Raw genomic sequence first — 12,852 nt, forward strand, 5'->3', positions numbered from 1 at the left:
TACAACGATGATAAAGAAACTATATAAAACATATACGCTTATATTATCAATCCTGATACTATCGGCTTCATGCACCAAATTGGATTTGCAACCCACCGATATTATCGATCCTACTAAAGCCTATCGCAATATCAATGACATTAATATGGGCATATTAGGTGTTTATGCACTATTGGATTATACGCAAATAAGCTTAAACGCAACCGTAACCGACGAGGCTACTTACCCAACAGAAAACAATGTTGGCAACAGTGATGCGTATCGCTGGCTGTATAATCCTAGCAGTGGATCGGTAACATCTCTTTATATTACTTATTACCAGGCCATTGATCGTGCCAACCGTACTATTGAAGGTTTAGAAGCCTTAACTTTTACCGGTGCTGACGCAGCAACAGCAAACCGCTATAAAGGCGAATTGCTGGCTTTGCGTGCTTATCTGCACTTTGAATTACTTAGAGCTTATGCAGCATCTTACCAGGCTGGCGCATTAGGCGTGCCTTACATGAAGGTTTCAGGCATCGGCTATCCTGCACGTGATAATTTTGAGGTGGTTGTTAATAATGCGAAAGCAGATTTGGCCGAAGCTAAAACACTAATGCCTTCAACCTCTACCGATAAAACCCGTATCAGCAATCGCACAATCGTTGCTGCCATTCAGGCCCGGGTAGCCCTTTACGAAAAAAACTGGACTGACGCCGTCACCTATTCATCTGAGGTTATTACAGCCATACCACTGGCCACCAAGGCGCAGTTCCCGGGCATATGGACCGATGCTAACGATAATGAAGTGGTTTGGAAATTGAAAAGGGTTGGAACAAACGATTCACGAGTGGGCGACTTTTTCTTTCGCCAAACAGGCGGTATTGTGCTTTATGCACCTGCTTTAAAACTCATCAACACTTTTGACCAGGTGAATGATTTGCGTTACCCTGCCTACATTAAGTTTGATGCCACCCGTACAGGTACTAAATCACAATATCTGGTTAATAAGTATATTGGTGGTACATCAACGGCGCCCGGCTTAACCGATGTTAAATTGTTCCGTACAGGCGAAATGTATCTCATCAGGGCCGAAGCCCGGGCCGAAAGCACCGGTGACGCAGCTGCAGACCTGAATGCTTTGCGCACAGCCCGTATAAATGGTTATACCAATTCAACCTTTGGTGATAAACAAGCTTTGATTGATGCAATTTATACCGAGCGTTACAAGGAACTGGCGTTTGAAGGGCATCGTTTTTACGATCTTCGCCGCCGTAACCTGTCGGTACAACGCCTTGCGGCCGATGCTACGAATGCTTCGGGAGCAGTTACTTTGCTGCCAACTCAGGCCCAGTATGCCTTTCCCATTCCAGCACAGGAAGTACTAATCAATAAGAACACCATTCAAAATCCAAAATATTAATGAGCCTACCCGGATGTATTGAGCATCCAGGTGTTATTTATCCGTTTATGAAACAGCTTACTTTATTTTTATCGTTAGGCACTTGGTTTTGTTTGGTTGCCTGCAGTAAATCAGGAACTGCTGAAGCAGCCCCTGCTAATGGCAAAGGCACAACCGGCCCGGGCGTAGTAGTTAAACGTCGCCCCGCATCTTTAGGGATTGTTGGCGACAGCGCTAATGTTGATAAAACAGTTACAGGCGGAATGGTTTTAATGGGTGGAGGCAAAGATGTTGATGCCGCTTTTAGATGGATGATTGATCGCAGTGGTGGTGGCGATGTCGTTATAATTCGTGCTACAGGTACAGATGCCTACAACCCTTACATCAATAGCTTAGGGACAGTAAACTCTGTTGAAACGCTTAAAATTGACAGTAAGGACCTGGCCAATAATGATACCGTTGCTCATATTATCCGAAATGCTGAAATGCTATTTATTGCAGGCGGAGACCAATCGGATTATATGAAATACTGGAAGGGAACTAAAACCGAAAAGGCGATAAATTATTTACTGACCGAAAAAAGGGCACCTGTTGGCGGAACCAGCGCAGGCTGTGCAATTTTGGGCGGCCTATATTACAGCGGCGAAAACTGTAGCGTAACTTCGGCCGAAGCTTTGCAAAACCCTTACACGATTACCATAAACGTATATAACAATGATTTTTTAAAGGCACCTTACCTGCAACAGGTAATCACCGACCAGCACTATCTTACCCGCCAACGTGAAGGGCGGTCGCTGGTATTTGCCGGCCGTATTTTAAAGGATTGGAATATTGCGGCTAAAGTAATTGCCTCTGACGAACGAACGGCTGTATGTATCGATAAAGATGGAAAAGCAAAAGTTTATGGAGATTATAATGAAAATCGTCCTTATAGCTACGCCTATTTCATTATAACCGACCAAGCTAAACTGCCTGAACAAATAACTGCCGGCAAGCCGCTGAACTGGAACCGGGGCGGCAAAGCCGTTGCTGTTTACGAAATTGCAGCTTCGGCTAACGGAGGTGGAGGTTTTAACGTAAGTAATTTTAATTTGGCAGAGGCAACAGGCGGTAAGTGGTACTGGTGGTGGGCAGATAACGGTATTTTGAACAAAAAAGAACAATAACTTTCACAGATGAAAAAATTAAGATATTTGGCTTTAGGCCTGCTTATGGCAATGAGTGCAAGTGTTAATGCACAACAAAAGAAATATGTATTAATTGTACATGGCGGCGCAGGCACTATCCTCAAAAAAAACATGACACCTGAAAAGGAAGCTGCCTATAAGGCCGCTTTAACCCTGGCTCTTGAAACAGGTTACAAAACACTGAAGCAAGGCAAAACCAGTTTAGACGCTGTTGAAGCTACTATACATGTATTGGAAGATTCTCCGTTGTTTAATGCTGGTAAAGGAGCCGTATTTACGCACGACGGGCGCAATGAACTGGATGCCGCTATAATGAACGGCAAAACACTTGAAGCCGGCGCTATTGCTGGCGTCACCACCATTCGTAACCCTATTAGCGGCGCACGGGCGGTGATGGAAAAATCTGAACATGTGATGATGGTAGGAGATGGCGCCGATAAGTTTGCGAAAGAAGTGGGCCTCACCATTGTTGACCCTAAGTACTACTGGACCAAAGAACGCTGGGACGGTTTACAACAGGCCATCAAAGAAGATTCGACCAAAGCGGTGTTAGATCATGGCAGTAAAAAATCAATGCTGCTGGGTACTAAAAATCATGACTATAAATTTGGCACGGTAGGTTGTGTTGCGCTTGACAACGCCGGCAATCTGGCTGCCGGTACCTCAACCGGTGGCATGACCAATAAGAAGTACGGCCGGGTTGGCGATGCGCCTATTATAGGTGCCGGTACTTATTGTAACAATGAAACAGCCGGTATTTCCTGCACTGGCTGGGGCGAATTTTACATCCGTAATGTGGTGGCTAAAACCATTTCCGATTTGATGGAATACAAAGGTTTAGGTGTGGCCGAAGCATCTAAAATTGTGTTGAACAAAGTTGGTAAAATGGGTGGCGACGGCGGCCTCATTGCTTTAGATAAAAAAGGAAACATTGCAATGCCATTCAATACCGAAGGTATGTACCGCGGCACTGTAACAGCAGATGGTAAAGTTGAAGTTCAGATCTATAAATAATGAAACGCCTATCTACCTGCCTGTTTCTTTTATTACTGTTTGCAGCAAGCTTGCGCCTGAACGCTCAAACACGGGTTATACCTAAAGGCTCGTTATTTATTATTGGCGGAGGAACCCGCTCTGATGCGTTGATCAGGCAACTGGTATCGACCGCTAAATTAGGAGCAAAAGATTATATTATCATACTGCCCATGGCCAGCGAAATTCCTGACACTGGCTTTAAATATATTAGCCAGCAACTCCGGGTTCAAACCAGCTTGCCTATCCGCAACTTTGATTTCAGCAAGCATGATTCAAAAGATCCGAAATGGGTCGACTCTGTTGCCAAAGCTAAATTGATCTATATTTTAGGCGGCGACCAAAACCGCTTTATGAAAGCCGTTTTAAATACCCCGGTTTATGACGCTATTCACAAGGCCTATCAAAGCGGCTCAACAATAGCCGGTACCAGTGCCGGCGCTGCAGTAATGAGTAAATATATGATTACCGGAGTACAGCTTAAAGACAGCAAATACAAAGACACGTTTGATAAACTTTGGGATCAAAACATAGAATTTAGTGAAGGCTTGGGCTTGCTGGAACATACCATTATAGACCAGCACTTTTTAAAACGTAACCGCTACAATCGAATCATATCGGCCCTGGCTAGTAAACCTGGTTATATGGGTGTAGGGATTGACGAAAGTACAGCCATTATTGTGAACGGCAATAAAGCAACCGTCGCCGGTGACAGCCAGGTACTGAGGTTTGTGAACTCCGAAAATAGCGCAACAACAGCAGGCGGCTTGCTTAAATTTAAAAACATTAATTTAAGTATCTACACCAGCGGAGATGTTTTTGAGATCAAACCTTAATTATAACAAGTCATAAACTTTATCTTATCACACAGCCGAGCCGTTAACTCTTAGGGTTAACGGCTTTTTAAGATGTGCTTATCGGATAACAATCGCTCTAAACACCGTCAGAGATCATATCCTTTATTGCGTGGCTCTTACCGCCACGAAAACATAATTTTTGACGGTTAAGAATATTGAACTATCGCATCGAATAAAGCAGCCCGCACTTTTTATGGCAAAAAAAAGGCAAATCAAAATAAATCTTAATGCCTTCTATGGTTACACAGAGCAGTCTTTTCTAGAACTGTTTTGTAAGTTTTCGAAACGATCGACTTAAGGGGCGAATAGGTGACAAGAAGTGTTTTAGTACTTAATCTTTCTACCGGGCGTAACCAAAAGTTTCAAAAATCTCCTAAACTTTAAATTGTTAGCGGGGCGTTTACATTTTAACCTGATTTTGCTGAATGTATGACGTGATGTAATTTTTCACTTCAGCCTTTTTAGCAGGATTAGCAATCATATCTTGTAACGGAGTTAAGGCTACAACGTCTATAAACAAAGCTTTCTCTTCAGTGCAGGTTGCAATCCAATCGTAATACCAGATAAGTGTTCCTTTATTAGTTACCTTTTGGGTAATTTTTGATGGATCGCCACCTATGGCTTCGTAAACCAACTTGGGTTCAGAAATGGCATTTATGTCGTTTGGTTTAAGTGGATCTGCATAGCCAGTACTAATGCCAAAAACCTTATTTAATGCGTAGGTAAAGCCAACTTTCGATGAATGCAGCTTGTTGTTAGCAGATGAGTTTGCCTGAAAATAAACATTGAACTTTTCTCCTAAAGCAACACCGGATAAGATGTGAGTACCATATCTTTTTACCAAGTTTTCGGAGGTTAAGTTTTGAACGTCATGTTTAAATTCAGATGTTAGATAGTCTTGGGGTTCAGCCCTATCCCAGTTGTTAGTAATAGTTTTCCACGTCATTGCGTGTACAAATTGTGCATAAACGTTTTTATTCAAAATAGCGTCCTGACCCGGAAAAGCAGAAGTAATTGTACCCTTGAAAAAATTCACATCCGTACTTCGATTTGAAGTTATTTTACTTAAATAATCTTCAGCATTTTCTGCATAAAGTGGTGTGGAGGCTTGGGAAGTAGTGCGGCTGGTATTGATGTTTCGGGGGAAAGCTGCGGCATAAGCTTCGATGTTAATAACCTGTGCCTTAACTGAGCTGGTATCGGCGTATTTACCCACTACATTATATCCATATCCTAAAAAGTTGAAGTTGCCTGTTCCTTGCCGAACTGGTCCTAAAGACACAGGCTTAGGCCCCGTAACGGCAAAATTCATTTCTTTAATAGTTTCTGGAACAGGTGTTTCAATGAAAGAATCACCGGATTTTTTGCAAGACATAAATAGCCCTAACGCGGCCAGTAAGAGTATTATTTTACTCATGGTTTAAGTGTAATAAGACACTAAATTACAAAAATTTATATTGATAAATTAACTTGTGGTTGTTTGAAGTAACTTATGATTATACAGTGGCTATAAATTTAATTATAACGACACTTTATTCATTAGTAATTTCTGCCTTTACTTCTTTCTTGGAATAGAGAACCTCACAATCAGAAGCGACAAAGTAACTCATATTATTGACACTAAAGCGCGTTTTTCAAAGAGAGGGGAAGGCAGTTCTTTTAACTGACCCCAAAGAAAAAAGCCTTTCAGATAATCTAAAAGGCTTTTTAAGGTAGTGACCCGGGAGAGGCTCGAACTCTCGACCCACTGATTAAGAGTCAGTTGCTCTACCAACTGAGCTACCGAGTCGGTCAGTTTATTGGGGATGCAAATAAACTGAATTATTACGTTAGTTCATAACGTGTGTGTAAATAGTATATAAGTATTATTTACGCTGTCTCAAATGCTTATGCCATCGCATACATCTCTTCGCGCTGCTTTTGTACGGCTGTGCTATTAATGTAATCGTCGTAACTCATCATTTTATCAATGAGGCCGCCTGGAGTTAATTCTATAATGCGGGTTGCTACCGTTTGCGTTAACTCATGGTCACGCGAGGTAAACAAAATCGTTCCTTTAAAATCTTTCATACCGTTGTTCAAGGCCGTGATCGATTCCAGATCCAGGTGATTGGTTGGCTCATCAAACAGCAGCACGTTGGGTTGTTGCAGCATCATGCGGCTAAACATACAACGCATTTTTTCGCCTCCCGACAGTACTGAACTTTTCTTCAAAACCTCTTCGCCCGAGAACAACATACGACCAAGAAAGCTACGGATAAACTGCTCATCCTTATCGCCAGGCGCATACTGGCGCAGCCAGTCTACCAGGTTTAAATCATTGCCGTCTTTAAAATAGCTGGCGTTATCCATCGGTATGTCGGCCGGGTTAATGGTTACTCCCCATTTAAAACTGCCGGTATAATCGGTATCACGACCGCTTAAAATATCGTAGAAAGCTGATGTAGCTAAACTATTTTGTGATAAAACCGCAATTTTATCACCTTTGCCTACCATCAGGTTGATGTTATTAAAGAAAACGTCGCCACCCTGTGTTTTGCCCAAATTTTCAATTTGCAAAATCTGGTCACCCGCCTCGCGGCTTTGCTGATTGAACATGATAGCCGGGTACTTACGGTTAGAAGGCTTAATCTCATCCAGGTTAATCTTATCTAAAGCCTTTTTACGACTGGTTGCCTGTTTTGATTTGGATGCATTAGCGCTGAACCGGCTGATGAATTCCTGTAGCTCTTTTACCTTATCTTCCAGTTTCTTATTCTGATCGGCACGTTGCTTTAGCGCTAACTGGCTCGATTGATACCAGAACGTATAGTTACCGGTATAAATGGTCATCTTGCTAAAGTCAATATCTACTACGTGGGTACATACCGTATCTAAAAAGTGCCTGTCGTGCGATACCACCAGTACTATGGCCTCATAACCTGCTAAAAAGTCTTCAAGCCAGCCAATAGTGTGTATATCCAAATCGTTGGTAGGCTCATCCAGTAACAAAATGTCGGGTTTACCAAATAACGCCTGAGCAAGTAACACACGTACTTTCTGCGTACCGTCTAACTCTTTTAGAAGCTTGTAATGCAAATCCTCTTTAATGCCCAGGTTGCTTAATAAAGTGGCGGCATTGCTTTCGGCGTTCCAGCCATCCATTTCGGCAAACAGGTTTTCCAGTTCGCCGGCACGCTCGCCGTCAGCATCTGTAAAATCTTCTTTCAGGTAAATGGCATCTTTTTCTTTCATGGTAGCATAAAGCTCCTTGTGCCCTATCAGTACGGTTTCAATCACCGGGTACTCATCAAACTCGTAGTGATTCTGCTTTAGAACAGCCATACGTTCGCCTGGTGTAAAACTCACCGAGCCAGTACTTGGGTCAATATCGCCCGACAGGATTTTTAAGAAGGTAGATTTACCGGCACCATTAGCGCCTATAATGCCATAGCAGTTACCTTGGGTAAACTTAAGATTTACGTCTTCGAACAAGGTGCGCTTACCATAGCGCAAGGATAAATTAGAAACTGTTATCATGCCGTTCCTTTAAAAGAATTTTGTACAAAAATACGGTAAAAATGCTACAATTGCTGACTTTTGGGGTGTCAATTCAACAACTATAACATCATATTTACGCTGAAATGATAGCAACAAAACTTTTGCTAAGTTTGATTTTCATAATGGCGCAAAAGTTTTATTATTAACTTTTGCAGTGATGTATCGATATTGCTATTAATAATTGAAAAGTGCTTTTAAAACGCTTAAACCCGAACTATTGGTTCAGCATTTGCGTTTAACATATATAAAAAGACACAAATTATGTTAGCAGTTATCGTTGGATTGGTGGTTGTAAATGTGATAGTTGCATATTACAACTCAGAGAGTAAAAAAGTTATATAGTACATCTACATGCTGCAGTGCATACACTGCAAGGCTTCTTCTATAAAAACATTCAAGCAAGCTGGTTATTAACCGGCTTGCTTTTTTATTTTCCCCACTCGGCAGGGTTATTACGCCATTGCTTTAACAGGTCCATACTGGCGCTGTTAATGTATTGCTTCTCTTCTGCAAATTTTAGCATAGCGTTATAGTTAGAAAGCGTTACGTAACGGCATTTTGCTTTTTTAAAGTTCTCTTCGGCAACATCAAAGCCGTAACTAAAAATGGCAGCAAGGCCAGCCACTTCATAACCAGCTTCGCGCAAGGCATCAACAGCCTGCAGGCTGCTTTTTCCGGTCGATATTAAGTCTTCAACCACGGCTACGCGTTTGCCGGGCATAATTTCACCTTCAATGAGGTTACCGGTTCCGTGGTCTTTAGGTTTTGCGCGTACGTAAACAAAAGGCAAGCCCAGCTCCTGCGCTACTAAAGCCCCTTGCGGAATACCAGCCGTGGCCACACCAGCAATACAAGCCACTGAGCCAAATTCTTCCTGAATAACAAGGCTTAATTGCTGCCTGATGTAAGTACGAATAGACGGGTATGAGAGCGTTACGCGATTATCACAGTAAATTGGAGATTTCCAGCCCGAAGCCCATGTAAAAGGATTGTCGGGTTGTAATTTAATTGCTTTAATTTGCAACAGAAATTCAGCCACTTGCTGTTCAATCTCATTTTTATTAAACATGGCACAAAAATACAGAATTTATATCAACCAGAAGGTTATTTTGGTAACAGAATCTGCCCCTGCACAGGCCGAGAACTATGAACAGCTTGACCAGCAATCGTTTGATTTGAAAATTTTATACAACCAGCTTACCACCAACAACGCCGGGTTGTATTACTATGTGCTGTGCGATAACGCAAAAGCTTTTTTAAAGCAGGTAATGAAAAGCGTAACCTTGATAGAAGCCGCCGGTGGGCTGGTTAAAAATGACAAAGGAAATTATCTTTTTATATACCGTAACGGCAAGTGGGACATACCAAAAGGCAAGCTGGAAAAAGGTGAAAAGCCTAAAGAAGGCGCTATACGCGAAGTTGAGGAAGAGTGCGGCATTACCATTGACGACTGCGGCAAAAAGATAGTGAACACCTACCATGTTTATACCAGCCGGGGCGAAGTAGTACTTAAAAAAACCTACTGGTTTAAAATGAAGTACAAAGGTAAGGCTAAGCTAAAACCTCAGATTGAAGAAGGGATTACCGATGTAAAGTGGCTGAGCAAAAAAGAGATTAACATGGTAACAAACAACACCTTTCCGTCTATTATGGATGTGCTGGCGAAGCGTGATTTGCTTGCAGATATTCCAGCGCCTCTTTTGGAATAAACTGGCTTACATCGCCATTGTGCCGCAGCACTTCGCGCACAATGGTTGAGCTGATGGATGAGTAGCCGGGTTTGCTCACAATAAAGATGCTTTCAATATCGGGGGCCAGGGCATGATTCATTTGTGCTATGGCCTTTTCATATTCAAAGTCTGATACGGTACGTATGCCGCGTATCATATAATTGGCATCAATACTTTTACAAAAATCTACCGTAAGGCCTTCATAAGCTATGATGTGAATTTTGGGCTCCATGGCAAATACGGCACGCAGCATTTGCTGGCGCTGCTCAATAGTTAAAAGGCTTTGTTTCGAACTGTTAACCCCTATGCCTATATACAGCTTGTCGAACAAGCTTAGCGAGCGTTTTACAATATCAACGTGGGCCTTGGTAATAGGGTCAAAAGAACCCGGAAACAGTGCAATTTTCATACAATGCGAATGCGTGTAAGCAAAGGTATATTAATTTATTTAATGGCACCATACCTTGCCAATACACGGCTTACTCATATCCGCCTGTTGTACCGCTATTTTTGTTAATGCTTACTAACAGCGATTTCAACCGCTCTATATGTTCTCCCAGTTCACGCGCTTTTTCTTTTTTACTGCCCTCTCCTCCTACTTCATTACCGTTCTGATTAGCCATGCGCATCAGTAGGTTTTTGCGCTCTTCGAGCATGCGTATGGATACCCATATACTGTCTTCCAATCCTTCTGATTGTTTTTCGAGCAGAAGGTTGCCGGTATAAACGTGGCCGGTATAACATCGGAAACGTGTTATTACATCGTTCTTAATTTCATACAAGCCACCGCCACAGTCGGGGCAACTGTAATTGCTTCGGGTACCTATCTTTTCCAACTCTTCCATACTGCTCATCCTCCGTTCGGTAATTTCAGCTTCTATTCTTACATCTTCTGGTATTTCGTGTAATGAATCGGCAGGCATTTTCGACAATATATCCTGTAATACGTATCCCATATCGGCAATGGGCACTCTATGGTCTACTTCTACATTATTTAACACATTGATAGGCATATCGGCAAACTCGGCCTCAAGCGGTTCCTGTACAATGCACTTACCGCCCGACCGCTTGATAGCCGCCATACCCGAGGTACCATCATCCAGTAAACCGGTTAATACAATACCTATGGCATGTGAATCATAATAAGCAGCGGCCGACCGGAACAGCACATCAATTGAGGGGCGCCAGCGGTTTTCATGCGGTCCTTTGATCAGGCGCATTGTTCCTTTCTTTACAACGGTCTGAATGTCGGGAGGGGCAACGTAAACATGCCCGCTTTGTATTGGCTTGTTATTTTCAGCAAGTTCACAAGTAAGTGCTGTTTTCTTTTGTATATATTGTACTAAAACGTCGGCCATTGAATTACGCCCCATATGCAGTACCACAAAAACAGCCAAATCTAGCTTTTGAGGCATATTGGATATTAGTTCGCCAATTGCGTGAAAACCACCGGCCGAGGCGCCAACCACCACAATTGATTTTATTTCACTCATGTAAAAATAACCTTAATTATAGTTTTATTGTTTTATAGTAATGGCTACCGTAGTACCCGTGCCGGGCGCTGAATGAATTTCCATAGTACCCTTATACAGGTTTAGGCGGTTACGTATGCTGCTTAAACCGGCACCTGTTGGCGTGGTGCCAGGGTTTGGTAATGTGAAGCCTTCGCCATTGTCGGTAACCTTTAAATTTATTTGGCTGCCCTTTTTAAACAACTCAATACAAATACAAGTTGCTTTGCCATGTTTTATGCCGTTGTTAACCAACTCCTGTACAATACGGAAGATATTGAGCGAAAGGGTAGTATCCAGGTTTTTTGTGCTGCCAAACTTGGTTACTATGCTTAACTGCGGGCCGGACAAGCGCTTAGCCATATCCTCTATAGCGGCAACAACACCAAAGTCATCAAGTATAGAAGGCGCCAATTGGAAAGATATATTGCGTACGTCTTTTACAGTTTGATCTAACATTTTTACGGCCTGCTCATAGTAAGGGCTCGATGACATTTGCTTGAGCTGTTGCAAATTCAGTTTTATGGCATATAACATTTGCCCAACACTGTCATGCAAGGTATCACTTATCCGTTTGCGTTCATTCTCTTCGGCCAGCAGTGATGCGGCTGTTATCATATATTGTTGGTTCTCTTTGAGCTGCTGTGTTTCCTGCTCAATTTGCTTTTTATCGCTTATATCGATTATGGTTCCAATAAAACGGCTACCCAATTCTTGTAAATCAATCATTTGCCCCCTTGCAGCTACATATTTACGTATACCCGATGGCTGATTTACAAAAAACTCGGCCGTAAAGTCTTTGCCGTTAACCATTGAACTACGTAGTGTGGCATCAACATTTGCCCTATCGTCTTTGTCAATTAAATTAAGCAGGGTATTGTAGCTGCCATCAAACTCTTGCGGCTTAATGCCAAACAAGCTGCAACTCAGCTCGTCAACATACACCTGGCCACCCGGAACCGCAAGCTCCCAAATACCGGTTTGAGAGGCATCCAGCGCAACTTCTAAACGGCGTTTGGCCTTTTCATGCTCCAACTGGGCTTTCTTTTTCTCGGTTATATCGGTAATGGTAAGGTAGCAACTGAAAGCAAATTTACCTTTAGTTATTACCTTACCATTAACCTGTGCATAAAGCGTTTCATTGTTGGCTTTCTTAAAACGGACCTGCTCTTCCTGTTCCGAACCCGATGATTGAAGTCTTCTGAAAAAAAAATAAAATTGCTGCAGATCATCGGCATGTAAATAGCTGGTTAATGGTTTACCCAATAATGCCGCTTTACGTACGCCAAACTGCTTACTACCCGTTACATTTACTTCCTCTATAACTGCCCTGCTGTCTAACACTAAATAGCCAACCGGCGCAAGTTCAAACAAGTCAGAAAACCGGTCTTTCTGCGTTTCCAGCTCCAGGGCAATACTACTCAGTTCCTCATTTTGCATTTCCAGTTCAAGCTGGTAAATCTGCAACTCATGGAAAAGGGTTTGCATCTCTAATGACTCCGAATGCTCAATTTGATAGGTCTTTTCGCTAAGCAATCCTTCCGCCTTTTTTCGCAGCTTCTCCAGCGTATCTTTCTTCCAAAAATCCTTCCTATACATATCGCCAGATTACAT

11 protein-coding genes and 1 tRNA gene are annotated in these 12,852 nt (G+C 42.4%); 5 read left to right on the forward strand and 7 right to left on the reverse strand.

Features of this window, described 5'->3' with window-relative positions; translation table 11 throughout:
* Positions 1-7 precede the first annotated feature (7 nt).
* Genes ABDD94_RS17965 through ABDD94_RS17980 form a run of 4 tightly spaced genes read left to right on the forward strand, consistent with a single transcriptional unit; the run spans position 8 to position 4,436 of the window.
* Positions 8-1,402 carry a RagB/SusD family nutrient uptake outer membrane protein gene (locus ABDD94_RS17965; protein ID WP_345953386.1) on the forward strand — a complete coding sequence of 465 codons (1,395 nt, stop codon included), beginning with the start codon at positions 8-10 and terminating at the stop codon, positions 1,400-1,402.
* A complete protein-coding gene (locus ABDD94_RS17970; RefSeq protein ID WP_352432877.1) occupies positions 1,402-2,547 on the forward strand; it encodes a cyanophycinase in 1,146 nt (381 codons plus the stop codon). Before ABDD94_RS17965 ends, ABDD94_RS17970 begins: the two co-directional genes overlap by 1 nt.
* A gap of 9 nt (positions 2,548-2,556) precedes the next feature.
* Positions 2,557-3,582, forward strand: a complete 1,026-nt coding sequence (locus ABDD94_RS17975) for an isoaspartyl peptidase/L-asparaginase (protein ID WP_345953388.1) — start codon at positions 2,557-2,559, stop codon at positions 3,580-3,582.
* Positions 3,582-4,436: a cyanophycinase gene (locus tag ABDD94_RS17980; RefSeq protein ID WP_345953389.1), complete on the forward strand. Its 855-nt coding sequence runs from the start codon at positions 3,582-3,584 to the stop codon at positions 4,434-4,436. The genes ABDD94_RS17975 and ABDD94_RS17980 overlap by 1 nt, the downstream gene beginning before the upstream one ends.
* Before the next feature lie 421 nt (positions 4,437-4,857).
* On the opposite strand, the gene ABDD94_RS17985 is transcribed toward ABDD94_RS17980, so the two are convergent.
* The 4 genes from ABDD94_RS17985 to pyrE form a co-directional block, all read right to left on the reverse strand.
* The gene (locus tag ABDD94_RS17985) at positions 4,858-5,874 is read right to left on the reverse strand and encodes an MAC/perforin domain-containing protein (RefSeq protein ID WP_345953390.1); all 1,017 of its coding nucleotides are present in this window, start codon (positions 5,872-5,874) and stop codon (positions 4,858-4,860) included.
* A 299-nt stretch (positions 5,875-6,173) separates the two neighbouring features.
* Positions 6,174-6,246: transfer RNA gene (locus tag ABDD94_RS17990), tRNA-Lys, on the reverse strand.
* 98 nt (positions 6,247-6,344) lie between these two features.
* Positions 6,345-7,976, reverse strand: a complete 1,632-nt coding sequence (locus ABDD94_RS17995; protein ID WP_345950715.1) for an ATP-binding cassette domain-containing protein — start codon at positions 7,974-7,976, stop codon at positions 6,345-6,347.
* A 448-nt stretch (positions 7,977-8,424) separates the two neighbouring features.
* Positions 8,425-9,066, reverse strand: a complete 642-nt coding sequence (gene pyrE, locus ABDD94_RS18000; protein ID WP_345950714.1) for an orotate phosphoribosyltransferase — start codon at positions 9,064-9,066, stop codon at positions 8,425-8,427.
* On the opposite strand from pyrE, the gene ABDD94_RS18005 reads away from it, so the two are divergent.
* On the forward strand, positions 9,065-9,706 hold the full coding sequence (locus tag ABDD94_RS18005) for an NUDIX domain-containing protein (protein ID WP_345953391.1): 642 nt from the start codon (positions 9,065-9,067) through the stop codon (positions 9,704-9,706). The two genes, pyrE and ABDD94_RS18005, sit on opposite strands and share 2 nt — an antisense overlap.
* On the opposite strand, the gene coaD is transcribed toward ABDD94_RS18005, so the two are convergent.
* From coaD to ABDD94_RS18020, 3 genes are all read right to left on the reverse strand, one after another.
* Positions 9,645-10,136, reverse strand: a complete 492-nt coding sequence (gene coaD / locus ABDD94_RS18010) for a pantetheine-phosphate adenylyltransferase (protein WP_345950712.1) — start codon at positions 10,134-10,136, stop codon at positions 9,645-9,647. The two genes, ABDD94_RS18005 and coaD, sit on opposite strands and share 62 nt — an antisense overlap.
* A 70-nt stretch (positions 10,137-10,206) precedes the next feature.
* Positions 10,207-11,220, reverse strand: a complete 1,014-nt coding sequence (locus tag ABDD94_RS18015; protein ID WP_345950711.1) for a chemotaxis protein CheB — start codon at positions 11,218-11,220, stop codon at positions 10,207-10,209.
* Positions 11,221-11,244: 24 nt separating this feature from the next.
* Positions 11,245-12,837 carry a PAS domain S-box protein gene (locus tag ABDD94_RS18020; RefSeq protein ID WP_345953392.1) on the reverse strand — a complete coding sequence of 531 codons (1,593 nt, stop codon included), beginning with the start codon at positions 12,835-12,837 and terminating at the stop codon, positions 11,245-11,247.
* Positions 12,838-12,852 lie beyond the last annotated feature (15 nt).

Origin of the sequence: Mucilaginibacter sp. PAMB04168 (genome assembly GCF_039634365.2) — a bacterium.
Classification (GTDB): Bacteria; Bacteroidota; Bacteroidia; order Sphingobacteriales; family Sphingobacteriaceae; genus Mucilaginibacter.

Bases quoted from the DNA above. Each gene is read 5' to 3' on its own strand.
- ABDD94_RS17965 (WP_345953386.1), top strand. From the start codon at position 8: ATGATAAAGAAACTATATAAAACATATACGCTTATATTATCAATCCTG.
- ABDD94_RS17970 (WP_352432877.1), top strand. From the start codon at position 1,402: ATGAGCCTACCCGGATGTATTGAGCATCCAGGTGTTATTTATCCGTTT.
- ABDD94_RS17975 (WP_345953388.1), top strand. From the start codon at position 2,557: ATGAAAAAATTAAGATATTTGGCTTTAGGCCTGCTTATGGCAATGAGT.
- ABDD94_RS17980 (WP_345953389.1), top strand. From the start codon at position 3,582: ATGAAACGCCTATCTACCTGCCTGTTTCTTTTATTACTGTTTGCAGCA.
- ABDD94_RS17985 (WP_345953390.1), bottom strand. From the start codon at position 5,874: ATGAGTAAAATAATACTCTTACTGGCCGCGTTAGGGCTATTTATGTCT.
- ABDD94_RS17995 (WP_345950715.1), bottom strand. From the start codon at position 7,976: ATGATAACAGTTTCTAATTTATCCTTGCGCTATGGTAAGCGCACCTTG.
- ABDD94_RS18005 (WP_345953391.1), top strand. From the start codon at position 9,065: ATGGCACAAAAATACAGAATTTATATCAACCAGAAGGTTATTTTGGTA.
- pyrE (WP_345950714.1), bottom strand. From the start codon at position 9,066: ATGTTTAATAAAAATGAGATTGAACAGCAAGTGGCTGAATTTCTGTTG.
- coaD (WP_345950712.1), bottom strand. From the start codon at position 10,136: ATGAAAATTGCACTGTTTCCGGGTTCTTTTGACCCTATTACCAAGGCC.
- ABDD94_RS18015 (WP_345950711.1), bottom strand. From the start codon at position 11,220: ATGAGTGAAATAAAATCAATTGTGGTGGTTGGCGCCTCGGCCGGTGGT.
- ABDD94_RS18020 (WP_345953392.1), bottom strand. From the start codon at position 12,837: ATGTATAGGAAGGATTTTTGGAAGAAAGATACGCTGGAGAAGCTGCGA.